This window comes from Nitrospira sp. (assembly GCA_037045225.1).
Classification (GTDB): domain Bacteria; phylum Nitrospirota; class Nitrospiria; order Nitrospirales; family Nitrospiraceae; genus Nitrospira_A.
In genome coordinates this window covers 2,458,878-2,476,662 of record JBAOHZ010000009.1, presented here as the reverse complement: position 1 = coordinate 2,476,662, position 17,785 = coordinate 2,458,878, and the positions used below count along the sequence as shown (strand labels likewise).

Annotated in this window: 16 protein-coding genes; 1 reads left to right on the top strand and 15 read right to left on the bottom strand. The window is 59.1% G+C overall.

Features of this window, described 5'->3' with window-relative positions:
- Positions 1 to 79: 79 nt before the first annotated feature.
- From V9G17_12400 to V9G17_12330, 15 genes are all read right to left on the bottom strand, one after another.
- On the bottom strand, positions 80 to 2,338 hold the full coding sequence (locus tag V9G17_12400) for a TonB-dependent receptor (protein MEI2753394.1): 2,259 nt from the start codon (positions 2,336 to 2,338) through the stop codon (positions 80 to 82).
- Positions 2,325 to 3,821 (bottom strand): amidohydrolase family protein, encoded by a 1,497-nt coding sequence (locus tag V9G17_12395; protein MEI2753393.1) that lies wholly within the window; start codon positions 3,819 to 3,821, stop codon positions 2,325 to 2,327. The genes V9G17_12400 and V9G17_12395 overlap by 14 nt, the downstream gene beginning before the upstream one ends.
- 74 nt (positions 3,822 to 3,895) lie before the next feature.
- Positions 3,896 to 4,090, bottom strand: a complete 195-nt coding sequence (locus tag V9G17_12390) for a helix-turn-helix domain-containing protein (protein ID MEI2753392.1) — start codon at positions 4,088 to 4,090, stop codon at positions 3,896 to 3,898.
- Positions 4,091 to 4,150: 60 nt separating this feature from the next.
- Complete coding sequence (locus V9G17_12385; protein MEI2753391.1) at positions 4,151 to 6,493, bottom strand: TonB-dependent receptor; 2,343 nt, start codon at positions 6,491 to 6,493, stop codon at positions 4,151 to 4,153.
- 109 nt (positions 6,494 to 6,602) lie between these two features.
- Entirely contained in the window at positions 6,603 to 6,923 is a 321-nt protein-coding gene (locus V9G17_12380) for a hypothetical protein (protein ID MEI2753390.1), read from the bottom strand.
- Positions 6,920 to 7,450: a TlpA disulfide reductase family protein gene (locus V9G17_12375; protein ID MEI2753389.1), complete on the bottom strand. Its 531-nt coding sequence runs from the start codon at positions 7,448 to 7,450 to the stop codon at positions 6,920 to 6,922. Before V9G17_12375 ends, V9G17_12380 begins: the two co-directional genes overlap by 4 nt.
- Positions 7,451 to 7,476: 26 nt before the next feature.
- Entirely contained in the window at positions 7,477 to 8,766 is a 1,290-nt protein-coding gene (locus V9G17_12370) for a sialidase family protein (GenBank protein ID MEI2753388.1), read from the bottom strand.
- 63 nt (positions 8,767 to 8,829) lie between these two features.
- Positions 8,830 to 9,945, bottom strand: a complete 1,116-nt coding sequence (locus V9G17_12365; GenBank protein ID MEI2753387.1) for a hypothetical protein — start codon at positions 9,943 to 9,945, stop codon at positions 8,830 to 8,832.
- Between the two features lie 118 nt (positions 9,946 to 10,063).
- Positions 10,064 to 10,372, bottom strand: a complete 309-nt coding sequence (locus tag V9G17_12360; protein ID MEI2753386.1) for a hypothetical protein — start codon at positions 10,370 to 10,372, stop codon at positions 10,064 to 10,066.
- Between the two features lie 6 nt (positions 10,373 to 10,378).
- On the bottom strand, positions 10,379 to 10,933 hold the full coding sequence (locus V9G17_12355) for a redoxin domain-containing protein (GenBank protein MEI2753385.1): 555 nt from the start codon (positions 10,931 to 10,933) through the stop codon (positions 10,379 to 10,381).
- Positions 10,934 to 11,002: 69 nt separating this feature from the next.
- Positions 11,003 to 12,139 (bottom strand): TonB family protein, encoded by a 1,137-nt coding sequence (locus V9G17_12350; GenBank protein MEI2753384.1) that lies wholly within the window; start codon positions 12,137 to 12,139, stop codon positions 11,003 to 11,005.
- Positions 12,140 to 12,173: 34 nt separating this feature from the next.
- The gene (locus tag V9G17_12345) at positions 12,174 to 12,632 is read right to left on the bottom strand and encodes a hypothetical protein (protein ID MEI2753383.1); all 459 of its coding nucleotides are present in this window, start codon (positions 12,630 to 12,632) and stop codon (positions 12,174 to 12,176) included.
- Between the two features lie 46 nt (positions 12,633 to 12,678).
- Positions 12,679 to 12,984 carry a hypothetical protein gene (locus tag V9G17_12340; GenBank protein ID MEI2753382.1) on the bottom strand — a complete coding sequence of 102 codons (306 nt, stop codon included), beginning with the start codon at positions 12,982 to 12,984 and terminating at the stop codon, positions 12,679 to 12,681.
- Between the two features lie 135 nt (positions 12,985 to 13,119).
- Positions 13,120 to 13,392, bottom strand: coding sequence for a hypothetical protein (locus V9G17_12335; protein ID MEI2753381.1), 273 nt, complete (start codon positions 13,390 to 13,392; stop codon positions 13,120 to 13,122).
- A gap of 213 nt (positions 13,393 to 13,605) precedes the next feature.
- The gene (locus V9G17_12330) at positions 13,606 to 14,583 is read right to left on the bottom strand and encodes a tetratricopeptide repeat protein (GenBank protein MEI2753380.1); all 978 of its coding nucleotides are present in this window, start codon (positions 14,581 to 14,583) and stop codon (positions 13,606 to 13,608) included.
- A gap of 357 nt (positions 14,584 to 14,940) precedes the next feature.
- Here V9G17_12330 and secA point away from each other — a divergent pair, with 357 nt between their 5' ends.
- A complete protein-coding gene (secA, locus tag V9G17_12325; GenBank protein MEI2753379.1) occupies positions 14,941 to 17,646 on the top strand; it encodes a preprotein translocase subunit SecA in 2,706 nt (901 codons plus the stop codon).
- Positions 17,647 to 17,785: the final 139 nt, after the last annotated feature.

Below are 17,785 nucleotides of genomic sequence, written 5' to 3'. Positions count from 1 at the left end.
TGACGCACCGCGCATCCAGCCACTAGGGCGCAGGGGCTCATGCGACGATGAGCTCCTGCGCGCGCCAGTTCTGCAGCCGTTAAAACTTGTATTCAACGCCTCCAAACGCGCTGATCCCAAATCCCGGGTTCGCAAACCGGTTGAGTTGGTCGTTCACCACCACCGCACCGGCATACGTCTTGTTGGTGAGGTTGCGACCTTCGGCAAAGAGCGTCCAGTGCTCATCGATGTTCCAGCCGGAACGCACGTTGATAAGGGCATAGGAAGGATTCTTGATCGTGTTGGCGTAATTCGTATAAAAGCCGGACAGCGACCACTCGACATTCGGCGCGATCCACCAGCCCGAGGGATGGTCGTAACGAGCCTCCACATTCACACTATGTTCCGGCGCACCGGCGACCGTATTCCCGTCTTTGGCGATCAGCACATTGGGACCGACCCCACCGCCGGCCCGCACGTCATCGGTGAATTTGAAACGCGACCAGGTATAGGCGACCCGCGTCTGCAGACTGTCCTCTCGACCGGCGCCGCCTTGCGCGAACAGACCTTTCCCTAAGACCGTCCCTCCACCGGCTTCGACGCCGGTATGCCGCGTGCCGTTCGCATTTTGGAACGTGCCCTGGTTATTAATGATCGAGGCCAGAATTTCTTTCTGCATTTCCAAGTTATAGACGGTCACATCCCAGGTGTAGCGCTTGTCCGCTGACGTGCCCCGGTGCCCGAGCTCCAACTGCCATGCCCGTTGAGCATCGAGGTTTAAGAAGCCTCTATTCGCCGTGCCGTTCGCATTCACCGAAGAGAGTAACTCCAGATTCAGCGGTGCCTCATAGGCTCGGCTGGCGTTGAAATATAATTGCGACGTCGAGGTCGTCCGGTAGACGAACCCGATCTTCGGGCTGAACGCATCGAAATGCTGTAACGGCCGATTCGTGCCGGTCGGCGTGGATGGCGTATTGGGATTGAAGGGACTCCCGGCCGGCCCGAAATTATCCACCGTCGCCTGACGGCCCGTGTAATCCCACCGGCCGCCGATCACGATCGTGAAATCCTTGGTCGCATCGAACGCATCCTCGGCGTACATCCCGAAATACGTCGTCTTCGCCGTGTAATTTTGCGTCATCGCGCCGATACTGCCGTTGATGTTCACGAACCGCTGCTGTCGTTGGTTACCATAGCGTGGTTGAAAGCCCATCACGAACGAGTTGTTCTGGCCGAACAGGCTGTTGGAGTTGACGTAGCGGAACTCGCCGCCGACGTTGTTATTCTCCTGTCGGATCGTCTGAAAGATCGGATGGTCCACGAACTGGTTCGAGAAGTACGGAATGATCTCAACATATTGGTTCGGGGCGAACTCGTTGTGGTACGCGATTCCGATACGCTGCAACGTGTAGTACCGCCCATAGTTACACACCTGATTGTTCAGATTGCAGGCAAAGAACGGAGGCGTGCCGGAAGGGCTTTGCCCGCCCGGCTGTTGCCGGTTGGAAAACAGCTGCTGATTGGTAAGCGAGCCAGGAATCCGCTCGGCGACATTGGCCTGGAGGAAATAGGCTCGGATCTCCTGATGGTTGCCGAGTTGCAAGCCGATGTTGGCATTGATTCGTTCACGGGCCTGCTGGCTGTTGTCCTGGAATCCATCCTGGCGATTACCGGACACGCTGATGTAGTAATCCATCGTGGCGCTCATGTTGCCCACCTTGAAGGGCTGCAGCACCTTCCCGCTGGACACCTGCCCGCTCACCATGCCGAAACTGCCGCCGAGCATCCGCATTTGTAACATCGAGGCGCTATACCCCGTGCGGGGCACGAAATTGATCGCGCCGCCGATGCTGTTCGCGCCATACCGCAGCGCGTTCGCGCCCTTGTAGACCTCGATCCGCTCGTAGGCCAGGAGGTCGATCGATTCAAAATCCGAAAACCCGTCGGCATCGCCGAAGAAAATGCCGTTGATGAGGATATTGATCCCTCGATGGTGAAAATTGTTGCGTAACGAGGTCCCGCGAATTTGAAACTGCCCTTCGTCGGCGCCGAAACGCGATTGAAACCGCACGCCGGGGGCGAACTGCAACACATCTTGCAAGTTGAGCGCGCGTGACTCGGTGATTTGCTTTTCCTCGATCAGGATATTGCTGCCCGGCCGACGGGCAAGTTCCTGCTTCACATCCTCGACGTTTTCGATTCGCTTTCCGCTCACCTCGACCGCATCAACGACGACGACCGGCGCATCCTGATCCAGCGTTCCTTCAGCAGCCAGGACCGTACTCGGCTGCAGGCCTCCCAACACCAAGGCTGCCAGGCAGCTGAGGCTGACCCAATTCCAACAATCACTCCACTTCATTCCCTCTTTTCCGATCTGCCCAGACCAGAGATGACGATGAATAATGACGCGATACCGGTTGGAGCATCGCGTACGACTGACCTCGATGATCCGCTGCTGACGAGGCAGCGGTCTGGACCGTTTGATCGTCCAGCAACACTCCCTGCTTCACTCTCCGGCGAATAGCTTCCACCTGCGAAAAATCTTCGATGGGGTTGCCGGCCAAGGCGACAAAACTAGCCTCATACCCTTCCTCAAATCGCCCGATCCGACGGTCGGGGAAAATCGCCGCCGGCGTATCTTCACACCACATCTTGAGCAGCGTGAGATTGTCGAAGAGATGGAGCCGGTGCAGCGCCATCACTTCCGCCAGCGAGGTTTCGGCATGGTCGCTACCGATCACGACGCGCACTCCCTCGCGATGGAGCAACGCAATGTTGTCCTTGAGAACCTGTGACCATGAATCAACGGGCGCCGCCGGCTGGTGATCGCTCGGCCCGCTTGCATGCCCTTCGTGGTGCCCGTGCGGGTGATGTCCCCGAACGGAGGGCATGGCGCTTCCCGCCACAACGGTGGTCACGACTCGCACGTGACGTTCCAAGGCCAACCGCGCATCCGCTTCCGTGAGTCTGGCGGACGCCCCATCGGCGGCACTGGTCACCAGCCATCCCGGCACATGGGCGATCTCATCGACGCCCGCACGAATCGCCAGGCGAAAATCCGCCGCCGTTTCGACATGGGCCGTCACCTGCAGCCCCGCGGCATGGGCCTTCGCGACAATCGGTGACACGAGTCGCGGATGGAGACCGCTTCGTTGCGAGGACTGTCCGGACGTTCCGGCCGCATCATCGTCTTCGGAATGCACGAGATAGACTTTCAGGAAATCAGGCCGGCCACTCGTGATCAACGGCCATTTCGTGTCCAAATCAGCCTCGGTGTCGAGCACGATGTACGACCGATTCTCAAACCATCCCCGCTCGATTGGCCCGATCACCGGCTCATACCGACTGCCGCGCAAGACATCCTCGTAGAGCGCGATGGGATGCCCCCCACGGCCCGTCAGTCCGGCATGGGCGAAGGTCGCATCGATGCTCGCCGGTTGATTGACGGCGCTTCGAATCTGCAATGCAAAGTCCCGGACGTTGTTGGGATTCTTCACGTAGAACACGCCGTCCTTGAGATACCGCTCTGCCACCGCCTGAACATTCCACGGACCTTCCACGTTATGATTGTGCGCTTCCCCGAACGGCGGCACGACGAACAGGCCTGACAAGTCCACCGTCTCGACTCGCCCCTGCGGCGGGGTGCGCGTCAAACGCCCCTGCACTGAATACCAGGTGGCTGCCTGGAACCCCTGCCCGTCGAACCATCGACCGTTGAGGAACGCGTAGGAATCGCTCTCGGACGGCATGGTCTGGTGCGACGCCTTCGACGATGAGGACAGGCCCATCCCGCCCGCACAGCCGGCCAGGAAAACAACCAGAAACAGCAGGATGCGACTCATAGGTCCTCTCACTCGCACACACAAGACCGTGCTCCGTTTTTCACCGCCCGATCGCTGTCTGTGCTCTACACGCATCAGACGGTCAGATTCATTTCCTGTGTCTTGTTGTTTTCCACCAGCCGGTCCAGCGACGTACGGAACACCCTGAGGCTGCCCCGCCCGATCTTGGTGCCTTCCAATCGCCCTTCTTCTACCCATCGATAAATAGTCCAGCGACTCACCGCCAACACATCCGCCGCTTCACCGACTCGCAAGAGTTGCTTATTCATGGCAAGCTCCTTGTTAAGGGTGCGAACGGTCCCACACCAGGGCACCGCTCGCGCACAGAGTTAGAATAGTCCGAACGTGACCCCACCGTAGATCGCCCGACCGTAGCCGGCGAAAAACGCCTGTTGCCCCGCGGCGGCTCCGGCAGTTTCGCCACCGATCACCTGGCCGGATGCGGCGTATTTCTTATCCGCGATGTTGTCGAGCTCGATATAGAATTTCGCGAACCGGAACCAGGAATTCTTGAGGTCGAAATTCTTGTGTATGTTCACATTCGCGATCACATAAGAGGGGATGCCGAACGTGTTGCTGTTGTTCAAGAAGTAGCTGTTGTAGTAGCTGCCTTCGACCCAGCCTCCCCATCCGGTCTCCGCATGATCGTATGCCACCTTGGTATTCAGCACATCGGTCGGCACATTGGGAACCTTGTTGCCATCCCGCGTCAGGAAGCCGGCCGCGGTATTGAGCCGATCGGCAAAATTGATATACTTCGCTTCGATGTGTGTGTAGGCGCCGGAGAGTCGCAGTCCATCCATCGGTCGCCAATCGTAGAACGCCTCGATACCCTTGTATTGAGACGAATCGGCATTCACCGATGCCGTGTTGGTACCCGACACGGCTTGCGTAATGATCTCGTCCTTGAAGAAGGTCCAGAATCCCACAAGCTGCACGGTCAGAGTCTTCGTCAGTTTGGACTCCGTCCCGATTTCGAAGTTGAGATTCTTCTGCGGCTTCAGATCGAAGTTGGTACCGGGAGCGCCCGTCACAGGATCTCTGAGCAGATTGCCGAAACCTGGGATTCCATATCCGGTCGACGCTCGAGCCCAATGTCGCTGCGTCTCTGTCGGCTTCCACGTGACGGACATTTCCGGCGCCCAATTGGTGTAGCTGCGACTGGCGCCTGCCCTGCTGCTCACGGCGCCGCCGGTATACCCGATCGACTGGACGCTCAATTGGGACTGTTCAAATCCCAATCCTGCCGCGAGAGTGACCTTTGGAATCACTTCTAATTCCTCCCGGAATCGCGCGCCGACATTCCTGATCGTTCCGCGTGAATTTTGAATGAGCGCCCCGCGGGTCCCGAATCCGTCGGCGAGGTTCTGGAAGGTCGCCGCTTCCTGCTCCATGTTGCTCAAGAAAAACCCGACGTAACTCCGCAAGGGCATATCGAACAGCCGTCCGTCGTGTCGCAGATCGGCATAGTGCTTATAGTTCGGATTCACGTTGTCGCTGATTTGTGAAAAGGTCTGATTGATATCTTTGACGTCGTAGTCCGCCTCAATCGTCAGGACCGTATTGGCGTTGATCTGGCGCTCGTAGATGCCGCCGATAATGGTCCGCCGGTCCAGCCGCCGTTGGGCCAACCGCTCCGCGTCACTACAGGTGTTGGCATTGCAGACGACGTTGGTGCCACCGGCCTGCCGGCGATCGGCATTGAACTGGGACTGAGTCAAACGGGTCGGCACTCGCGCATCGAGCCAATTCGTGATGGCCTTGAAGTAGAAATTCTGTTTGTCGTCGATCTTGAACCGCAAATTCAGATTGATGGTTTGGGTGCTGTAGTTGCTGTTCCTGATGAATCCGTCTTCCCCCACGTTGCTGACGAACAGCGAGGCGTCGAGATTCTCGTATTCTTGTCCGACCGCGATCCCTTCCTTGTGGTAGCCGAACGATCCTCCGCTCAGGAACGTCTCCACGCCATTGATGTCGCTGCCACGCCTGGTCCGGAAATGCACCATGCCGCCGAGGGCGTAGTTGTCGTAGAGCGACGAGGACGCGCCTCGTATGACCTCCACGCTCCGCATGAACCAGGGATCGTGAATGTCCAGCCGAGACAGGCCGTCGGACTGCGTCTGGATGAATCCGTCCTCGTACATCTTGATATCGCGAACGGCAAAGGTTGTTTTAGCGCCCTGGCCGCGGATCATCATGCTGAAATCACGCGGACCGTTCGCCTGCCGCAAGACCACGCCCGGCAGAGATTCCATCGATTCCTTCATGGTTCTGGTCGGCTGAGATTCCGTCTCCGACTGTTCGGTCGACGAGACGGAGAGACCCTCAGGCCGTCGCTGCACACGGTTACTCACGATGCTCACATCGGATAACTCATATTGCGGAATCGCCTCCGCTGAGGCCGGATCGGACGATTCCTCCGCCACCGCCGGCTGAGCCGGTTGAACCGGCGCGACCACCGCACCACTGGCCGGTTGCTGTTGGAGCTCCTCCAGTTCATGAAGGATGTTCTGCAACTGCTCGCGCAAGTCACGTTCCCGCGCGCTCTTCTCAACCACCGTTCCAACACCCGTCTCTTGCGCGAACGTCTGGTGGGGGGCAAACGGCACTGCCAGCACGAATGTAGACAGCAGCATGAATTGAATTTGAGATGAATACCGACGGGCCCACATACACGTCCTCCTGGCACAACTGTGCGCACGACAGCAGAGATAGACCCTTCCCGCCCCTGTCTGAACGGACGAGAACAGCTGCTAGAACACCTAGCGATATAAAAAGGATTTACGACTGAATGGGTGGCGCACGAGAGGCCGCGTGGACATTCGCCCGGGCGGCGATGACGGTGTGGTCGTTGCCCACGAAGAGGGCGACCATGAGAAACGGCTGCAGCACAAGAGCGGAGGGCCCAGTATCCGACGTGGGATTCGCCTGACAGGCCCAATTACAGAAACTGGAGTGAGAGACTGTGCCGCCATGATGATGGTCGGCCGGCATCGGGTCGGCATGCTCGAAGGCGCAGGCCATGGACAAGGCGGCCAGGACCAGATAGATCCCCGCAAGCACCGCCGCCAGCCCGGCGAAGGGCTTCTTCAGACAACTCATGGCATCAACCCCTGCAAGGCATGCACCGCCTTCGGCGCATCCCATTCACGAGGCCCGACGGCGCGACCGACCAAGGCTCCCTGCCGGTCGATGAACACCGTGGTCGGCAAGGCCCGCACCAGATAGGCCTGCGAGACGTCCTGATGTTCGTCGAACAACACGGGGAGTTGCACGTTGAGGTTCGCCAGGAACTGTTTGATGCCGTCTCGCTGCAGGTCGGTGGTGACGGTGAGCACCACAAACCGTTCTGGATCCAGTTGTTGCCGCAGCCGTTCCAACGCCGGCATTTCTTCTTTGCAGGGCCCGCACCAGGTGGCCCAGAAATTCACCACGACGGATTTCCCCTTCAAGTCCGCGAGTTGGACCGACCGGCCATCCAGCGATTGCAGATCGAAGGGCGCAGCCACGGTTCCCGGTGCAACCCGCGAGACTTTCAACGTAGTGAAGAGATCATCGGCCCATGCGGGACTCGCCGTTGCGCCCAACACAACGGCCGCGATCAAGCCCCTGAACAATCCCCTCACCATCCTTGCTCCACCCACAAGCTCGTCGCCTATCGTACCGGTTCAGCCGCCACCTTCACCGAGGGCATCCGCAACGTCTGCGTCACAATCTTATGCCCCGGCATCCCATGTTCCATCCAGGCCAGGACAAACAGGCCCTGACTATTCACCGCCACGACCGGCGTCTGACTCTTCTTCTCATTCACTTTTTGCGGCGCCGTAAACGTTGCGCCACGATCCATCGAAACGCTCATCACCACATCCCGTTTGACCGGCGCCTGCTCCTCCCACACCACCACGATCCGTCCTTCCGGATCGACCGCGATCTGGGGATGGTCGGGAAACGTATTTTTCGAGACGTTCAATTTTTGCTTTTCGGAAAAGCTCTTCCCTCGATCGTCCGAATACGCGAGATACACCGCGGGAATTTCATCTGTTCCTTCGGTATACCAGACGACGTAGAGACGTCCCTGCCGATCGACCCCCATCGAGGCCGGACGATGCGGACAGGCCGGGAACACCCATTGATCGTGCCCGACAATGACCGGCGCTTCGAAGGTCTCCCCATGGTCCGTCGAACGGGCCACAACCGTTTCCCGCACATTGCCGTCGAAAATCTTTCGCCAGGCCACGTAGACCATGCCCTCGGGGCCGCTCGTCACCGCCGTGCGGCAGCAGACACAGGTCCCCTCGTCCACTTTGAGATTCTTCGTGATCGTGACACCTTGATCCAACGAACGCGCCACATAGGTGCCGGGGTCTTTCTTTCCTTCGCGCCCGTCGATCCACGAGAGGTGCAACCGGCCATCCGCATCCCGATGCAACGCATCGAAGGTATGCTGAATCACTCCCGGATCATCGTTCACCAACACGGAGGACTGAAACGTCTTGCCGCTATCGGTCGAACGGCTTAACCGAAGCTCCGTGGCAAACGGCTGTTGCGGGGTGGCTTTCGGATGGGCCAGTCCCCAGGTGACGAACACGTCCTCCCCCTGCACGACCAGAGCCGGCGCTTCCTGTCGCCAGTAGGGCACGTCTTCTGGACGGTTGATTCGCACCGGCGCCCCCATCGGCCCGTCCGGCTCCAGACTGCGAGCGTAAAGAACCGACCGCACGTCTTTCTCCTCTTCCATCCAGGCCAAGGACACCAGGCCCTGCTCATCCACTTGCACGGATGGCCCCACCAGACTCTTCACTTTATGTTCGGTGATCTGCTTCGCGCCCCGATGAAGCTCACTGAGCGGCTCAGCCCAGGCCGCTACACCCGTCGTCGCACACCACCAACCGGTCGTGGCAACGAATAACCAGAGCCCCTGTCTAGCCCACGATATGAAATACATAGCCGCCTGCCTTGTTCGCTTCGGTTTCGAGCGCACCCGCTAGGAGCACAGTTTCCGCTCGGCTCAGGACTTCACCATTTGAAAAGATTTGGTCAAGCCGAAAATGAAACTGGTCCCCTGTGCCAAATTGTTATTGGAATCCCGGGCAATGGGAATCTGCGTATAAAAATACAGGGACGTCATTTTCGTGAGTGGGGAATCGATCAACCCGTCCAAGCTGACCTGAAACCCCGGCGAGAACGCCACGTACGTCGACCCGGTGCCGGGCACTCGACGGTTCGCAATGAGCGCATCGACGACCGTCGGGTCAACCCCGCCGCCATTACCCATCGGAGCAGATTGCTCGAGAGAGGCGCTGATATTGTCATGTGTCAGGTATCGCCAGCTGACCTGTCCCGACAGCACCAACCACGGCAACGTGATCAGATTGGCACCGAGATTCACATTATATTCATCCCCGAATTGATAGCCGTCGTTGTTCCGAAATGTATGACGATAACTGGCATAGGAAAATTGATTCAGCCGGTGAGGAATCAGTTCGTACGTCTGATACAGTGATCCGATCAACCCGACGTTGCCGCGCCCCAATTGAGTCGGCGACTCCATGAGCGCCCCTTGGCTATCCTTCGTGTGCGTACTCCCGGTCGGAAGCTGAACCCCAAAGCCTGCGATGAGCATGCTTCGCAGAGTCGGCAGAACGTTGTATTTCGCAGTCAGAATCATGTCGCCGATATTATTGTCCCCGAAGTGTACCGACTCACCGTTTCCGTTCTCCCCACCCTCTCCCAAAGCGTCCATATGACGATGCGTCCGCCAGAGATAGGGAATGGTCACCTCCACCGCGAATCGGTCCGTAATGCCGTAGTTCAAATCAAAGGTCATCGTCTGAGTGATCGTGCGGGTTTCTTGATGGTGATCTAAAATCAGTCGGCGCTGCTCTTGGTTGATGGCAGGAATGACCCCCGACGTCCCGTCCAACAATCGCATGGGGGTATAGTTGTACATCGAATTAAAGGTCAGCAGGCCGGCTTGGGGCACCTGCTGCTGCGATCCGATCACCACGAAACAGGTCACGGCGCCGCAAGCCGCATGGGCCGCCGGCAACGAGCCCAAGCTCGCACTGAATATCCCCACGGCGCCGAACAGGGGCATAAGGAGCCTTCTACCCAGATCCCACATCTGCACGATCCTTTCTCCAAACACGGATAACGCCACGGCACCCTGCGCACAGGCCAATCAGGGCCTCCGACGCAGACTCCGCTCGCAATGAATAAAGACGATGAGCCGATAGAACGATTCAGGAAAGAGAGGAGACGGGAGGGCCCCGTGATGTGCGCGGAGCAGGACGTTCGACCTGCAATGAATCCGCCACGTCGTGATCGACGAGACCGCTCAACGGGCCGTTGACGTGAAACAATCCTGTAACGGTCTCGAGGTCTTGCCCGGCCGCACACATCCAGGAGCACAGCACCGTGCTATGCACGCCGGCCCCATGATGGGCATGGTGTGCGACATGTTCCAACGCGTGGGGGTAGACAAGGCCCTGGAGTGCCAGCAACGAGCAGGCCAACAGAACACTCACCACGATGTGCTGCGTCCTGGTCATACCACCTTACCGAAGGGCCACGGCCTTGGCGGGCGTCGCGGCCTGAATTCGAGCGACGATGTCGTGAATTCTGGCTTCCGTCAGCAACCCGCCCTTGATGTATTCCTGCACCACACCGTTCTGATCGATGAAGACACTGACCGGCAATCCGAAGACACCGTACTGATTGGCCACTTTGTTTTCGTGATCGAGTAGCACAGGAAAGGTGTGTTTATAGGCTGCGATGTGCTCACGAACCTTGGCTTCATCTTCCAATTCATTCACAGCCAACACCACAAAGCCCTTCTCCCGCAGCTGATCGTAGACCGTCTGCATCGCGGGCATTTCCGTCGTGCAGGGCTTGCACCAGGTGGCCCAGAAATTCAGGAGCACGATCTTGCCCCTGTACTGCTCAAGCTTGTGCGACTTGCCGTCGAGATCCGTCAGCGAGAATTCACTGGCAGGCATCCCCGCCGCCGTAGGACGCGATCCCATTGCCCAGGCCGAGCCGACGAGACCGGCCACCAGCACCAGCGCAAGAACCACGCTTGTAGGCACGCTCGCTGTCGACGAACTATTCATGATGACACCCCTATCCTTCACAGGCCTTCCAAACCAACCGGTTCCCCGCCAGAGCGGAGCCACCGCCGCCTAGCGATTCAAGCTGTAACTGACCGGCAAATGCAGCACGACCATCGGCGCGGTTAACTCATGCTTCATGTGCAGCGGACAGGCGCGCCGCACGGCTTCCATCGCCGCTTGATCCAACGACTCGTGTCCGGAACTTTTCACCACCTCGACATCTTTCAGCTGCCCGTCCTGGCGGATGGAAACCTTCAAGACGACTTTGCCTTCCCAACCATTCAAGCGCGCGGTGCTGGGATAATGCCGCAACTCAATGATGCGGCGATGCAGCGACTCGGCCAACCAGCCATAATCGGCTTTGGTAGCGGGCCTCGGCGTCGCCACGCGCGCCACGACCTGATGCTCTTGCAACGTGGCCGGATCCGGCTGCGCGGCGGAAACTGGAGCCGGAGGGGCGGCGGCCGGCTCACTGGCCGCAGCAGCAACCGCTTCCGCAACAGGCGCGGGGGCAGGATCGGCAGGAGCCGGAGCAGCCTGGATCGCTTCTGCCGCCGAAGCAGCCTGTACAAGTTGCGTGCTCGCCGTCACAACCGGTTCAGGCCTCGTTTCCAACACCGTCGGCTCGCTGACCACCGCCTGGGCCTGATAGGTCTGAGCGGTCGCAGGCGCCGCCTCCACCACCGTCTGTTCGACGGCCGGAGCGGTTTCACGCACCACTTCGGCAGGCATGGCAGCCTGCATCAGTGGTTCCGTCTTTTGAATCTCTTGCGGCTCGATGGGCTTGGCTTGCACCTGTACCACTTCCCTGGTCGGCTGCATCTGCTCCTGAGGACGAACCGTTTCGACGACCGGCTGCACTTCGCGTTGGATCGCCTGCGGCACCACCCGGGTTTCGACCTGGCGCTGCACCGGCTGAGGCGGCGGTGGCACGGCACGTACCGGCTCAGGGCGCGGCTTCACCGGCGTGGGAACGGGAGGCTGCACCTGCGGTACCGGAGCCGGTTCTTCTTGGCGCACCACTTCACGCGGTGCCTCCACCAGTGCCACGTCCCATTTGAACGGCTCTTTCTCCACCACCATGGCCACCTTCGGCATCAATCCGAATGCAGCGAGCGCGAGACAGGCGTGCAGCAGGAGCGACGCTCCCCACCCTGTCATCGATCGCTTGGGTTGCCACGATTGCGCCACGAGCACATTCTCCATGGGACACTCCCTTTCGAAACGATTCGTTCCGCCCTTATTTGAAGATTACCTTGGACACCGACCCGATCGGCACCTCGACCTGGCCGAAATCAGATTCACCTTTGAAGCTGCCGCTGACAGCCGGCGTAAACTCCCCGTTCTTGCCGTTCGTCAAGGTCACGGTCATGGCCGGCGCAGCCTTGTCGGCACCGGGCTTGAGATCGATCTGCTTGATCTGGTCGAACTTGATATTCACCGTCGCCGTGCCGCGCTTGGACGGCAGATGCCGCAACTCATGCGGGACGAACGAGGTCTCGCTCATTTTTTCTTCCCAATAGAAGATCCCGTTCTTCAACTCGGTCTCGACCCCCTGCTGGTCGGTCACGGCAATCGTGAACGTTTTCTCAGCCTTCGCGTCGGCGGCGGACAGGCCCGGCGCCCAAAGCAGAAGCGACAATCCCACCAAGCCATACAGCCCCATCCGACTCACCCGCTGCTTCACCTGCGTCTTCATGACTCCTCCCCTTGCTCCTGCAGAATGCTGAAAAAGTCCGCCAGCTTCATTCTCGCGGCGTTCCGAAGCTCACCGAACCGGCCCCGCGTCGATCTGTGTTTCGTCCGTCCAGCCACTCGACGTAGATCTCGCCGCTGGTCTCAATCCAGGCCGCGTGCAGACCTCCCTCACGCTGAAACCGAAGTGTGGGAGGAGAAAACGCTGCTGCAGATTGGACGAGTGTGAGCGGCGCGCCGTGCATCGTGACCGACTCGGAGTCATTCTGGGCAGAGGCTCCGCTGCTGAAGCCGACGAGGGCCAGCAGGGCCGCAGCACCACACACGGCAACGCCGATATCACGCACAGGGACCATCACAGTGTCCTTGTATCCCGACGATCTGAAAGAAGGAATGCACCCACAGCATGCGAGAAACCTCGCCGAACTGTTTATTCAGGCTCTGCGACATCTGGTCGCGGAGCAAGACAGGCACAACGTAGTAGGCTGAAGTTAGGCGAACAGGGGTGGAGCGCGGGGACGGCTTGGGGCAAGCAACTGAGGCAAGCGCACAGCCTCAAAACGGAACGAGACTTCACCGGTAGACGCGAACAGATGCGCCGAATGTACGGGGGTCGCCACATGCACCCCGGCTGTCGCGCACATCCAAGCACAAATGCCGGATCCATGCATGCCGGCATCGTGATGCGCCGCATGTTGGAGTTCATGCGCGACGGCATTCCCGGTCGTCACGGCCAAGAGGACGATGACAGCGCAGGCGACCATCCAGACGATGCTTCTAAACCGGAGACTTGGCATAGACAAAAGATCGAGAGTTATGGAGGGCATGCTAACAAACTGACCGACAGAGCGTCAACGCAACTTTCGCCCTCCCTGCCCTGTGGAATCACCCGCATACACGTCGCACTTCACGAGCGACGAAGACCGTCTCGGGAACACATCCGCACTTGTCGTGAGCAGGGTGGGGCCGCAGGCGAACTATGGTCCGCCCATGCCGACGATGCGCTCGACCCTCTCGTCCCGACCGCCAAGATCCCGGTAACGCCGGTATTGCGCCAGCGCCCGCCCCATGTCCTTCCGATGGAGCTCGTAAAAGACCCCGAGGTTATAGTGCGCCTCTGCCGACTGGGGCTTGAGGGCCACGGCCCGTTCGTGTTCTTTCTCGGCCTCTTCCAGCCGATTCAAGCTGGTGTACACCATCCCCAGATTCAAATGCGCTTCCGCATATTCCGGGCGGTACCGGATCACTTCCAGAAACTCCCGCTCCGCCTCGGCCAGCAATCCCTGACTTCGATAGACGAAACCCAGGTTGTAATGGGCATCGACCAGATCGGCCTTCACCTCAATGGCTTCTTTGAACGCGGCAGCGGCGGCGTTCAGGTCATTGCCGCGTTCGGCCAGACGCCCAAGGAGATACCAGGCGTTGGCATGCTGGGGATTCGTCTGCGTAAGACGGGACAAATATTCGCGGGCCAGCTTCAGATCGCCCTGACTGTCGTAGAGACTTGCCAGGTGGTACAAGGCGTCGGCGTGGTCGGGACGCACCCGCAGAAGAGACTGGTACATCTTCAAGGCATTTGCCCGATCATGTCGCTCTTCATAGAGGCGCGCCAGATCCAGATGGGCCTCTTCGTTGCCAGGTGCGATGTCTAACGCCTGCCGCAGCACCGCTTCCGCGTCACTGCCGCGCCCTTGCGCAAGATACACATCGGCGAGATCGTTGAGGATCTCTGCGGACGCCGGGCTCAACTTCAGCGACTGCTTATAGGCCTGGATCGCCTCATCGGGATTGCGCTTATTCTGGAAATAGACGAGTCCCAACACATGGTAGGCTTCGGCCAACTTGGGATTTTGCGCCAAGGCCTTCTTCAGTGCCTCGATCGCGCCGTCGGCATTGCCCTCGCGAAACAACGTGACGCCCCGCTCATAACTGCGCCGGGCTGAGTCGGACGACACCGATGAAGCGGCCGATACTTCCGCGACTCCAACGAAAACAACGACGCAAAAGAGCGAAACGCTCGTGACCAGTCGGAGAGAGAAGATGGCCCCTTGCCGCATCGAAATCCGCAGTGGAATCCGTGGGTGACCTTCGCCTGTAGAGACGGCGAAGCAGTGAGCCTCACTATAGATTGCAGCGCATCCGAAAGCAACGATAGGAGGTCCGTTGGCTCCATTCATTGAGAAGTAGTTGAGACCATTACCGCTGTTTCGGTAGGATTCGTTTAGTGATTCCTGTATACTCCGCGACCGAGCCGATGCTCAGCGGGTGAGTTTCGTCCGTGAGAAGGCTCGTGAGAATGAAGGTACGCCTGCATGCTGACCCAAGTCCTGAACATCATCTTCGGAAGCAAAAACGACCGCGAGATCAAAGCCTTGCGCCCGATCGTCGAGCGGATCAACGGACTCGAATCGAGCCTCACGCCCTTGTCCGACCAGGCGCTGGCCGAGAAGACGCAAGAATTCAAGAAACGTCTCGAAGCCGGAGAAACGCTGGAGGATATTCTCCCCGAAGCGTTCGCCGTCTGCCGCGAAATGTCTCGCCGCCGCTTGAACATGCGGCATTTCGACGTGCAGCTCATCGGCGGCATGATTCTGAATAAAGGCCGGATCGCCGAAATGAAGACCGGTGAGGGGAAGACGTTGGTCGCCACCCTTCCGCTCTATTTAAATGCCCTGGAAGGCAAAGGCGCCCACCTGGTCACCGTCAACGACTACCTGGCCAAACGCGATGCCCAATGGATGGCGCAGCTCTATCACGCGCTCGGCCTCTCCGTCGGCATCATCCAGCACGATGCGTCCTTTCTCTATGACCCGACCTATGAAGCGTCGGACAAGCGCCTGCAACATTTGCGGCCCTGCACCAGACATGAGGCCTACCGCGCCGAGATCACCTACGGCACCAACAACGAATACGGGTTCGATTACCTGCGCGACAACCTGATCGTCAGCGACCTGAGCCAATGCGTCCAACGCCCGCTGAACTTCGCCATCGTGGACGAAGTCGACAGCATTCTGATCGACGAAGCGCGCACGCCATTGATCATCTCCGGTCCCACCGATCAAACGACCGATCTGTACTACCGCATCAATTCGATCATCCCGCAGCTCAAGGCGGAGCACGACTATACGATCGAAGAAAAGACCAAGACCGCCTCGCTCACGGAAGAGGGCAACGTCCGTGTAGAGAAACTATTGGGCGTGGACAACCTGTACGACCTGCAGCACATGGATTTGGTCCACCACGTCGTCAAGGCGCTCCAGGCCTATTCACTCTACAAGCGCGATGTCGATTATGTGGTCAAGGACGGCGAAGTCATCATCGTCGATGAGTTTACCGGCCGATTGATGCCGGGCCGCCGATGGAGCGACGGGTTGCACCAGGCCGTGGAAGCCAAAGAAGGCGTCAAGATCGCCAACGAGAACCAGACTCTGGCCTCCGTCACCTTCCAGAACTACTTCCGTATGTACAAGAAACTGGCCGGCATGACCGGTACGGCCGACACGGAAGCGGGAGAGTTCGCCAAGATCTACAATCTGGACGTCAACGTTGTGCCGACCAACCGGTCGATGGTCCGCAAGGATTACGCCGACGTCGTCTTCCGGACGGAAAAAGAAAAGTTCACGGCGATCGTCGAGGAAATTAAGGACTGCAACGAACGTGGGCAGCCGGTCCTGGTCGGCACCGTCTCCATTGAAAAATCCGAGCGGCTGTCCGGCTACCTGAGCCGAAGCGGCGTGAAGCACAATGTCTTGAATGCCAAGTTCCATGAGAAAGAAGCGGAGATCATCGCGCAAGCGGGACGCAAGGGAGCCGTGACCATCGCCACCAACATGGCGGGCCGCGGCACCGACATTCTCCTGGGAGGCAACGCCGACTTCCTGTTCAAACGGATCCTGTACCAGGACGAAAACCTCACGGACGCACGGAAACAGGAAATTTTCGACCAGATTAAGGCCGATTGCGAAAAGGACAAGCAGGAAGTGGTTGCCGCCGGAGGGCTCCATATCCTCGGCACCGAGCGGCACGAAAGCCGCCGTATCGACAACCAGCTCCGTGGCCGCGCCGGCCGTCAGGGCGATCCCGGCTCCTCCCGCTTCTACCTGTCGCTCGAAGATGACCTGATGCGCATTTTCGCCTCCGAGCGCGTGTCCCAGTTGATGCTCAAGCTGGGCATGGAAGAAGGCGTGCCGATCGAACACGGGATGGTCACCAGAGCCATCGCCAACGCTCAGAAAAAAGTCGAGGCGCACAACTTCGAAATCCGCAAACAGCTCCTTGAATACGACGACGTGATGAACAAGCAGCGGGAAGTGATCTACCAGCACCGCCACGCCGTGCTGGCCGGCGAGCACATCCAGCAGGATATTCACGACATGATGCGGGACATCGTGAACGCCTTCGTGGAGACCTACTGCCCGGCCGATCAGTACCAGGAGGAATGGGATTTCAACGGCCTTAGCGAAGCGCTGCAGGGCCAGTTCGCTCTGGACGTCACTCAGGGTCACGGCAGCGTCGCAGACCATTTCAAAGACGTCGGGCGGGATGCGCTGATCGAGGACATTCAGAACCAGGTCCGGCGGGCCTACGATCACAAGGAACAGGAACTCGGCTCCGAGCTGATGCGGTATCTGGAAAAGATGCTGCTGCTCCAGGTGATCGACCACCACTGGAAAGATCACTTGCTGGGCATGGACCATTTGCGGGACGGCATCGGCCTGCGCGGATATGGGCAAAAGGACCCGCTGATCGAGTACAAGCGCGAAGGGTTCGACATGTTCTCCTCCATGATGGACCGGATCAAGTCGGATGTGCTGGAACGGATGTTTCGCGTCCAGGCCGTGCGGGGCGAGCAACCGCCCCCTCCCGCACCCGAGCCGACCCCTCCGCCTCGCATGGTGCTCAATCGCAGCGACGAACCAGCCTCGCAAACGGTCCAGAGCCAGGCGGACAAAACCGGTCGCAACGATCCCTGCCCCTGCGGGAGCGGAAAAAAATTCAAGAAGTGCCACGGAGCGTAACAGGGAACAGGCACTCCCCCTTCACTCACGACGGATCGAGCAAGCACTCCGTCGAACATCGAGATTCTCCCACCTGATCAGGTCTTTTCGCCTTGACTTGCCGCTGAGGCAGCGGCTAATCTAACCCCCTCTTTTCCCT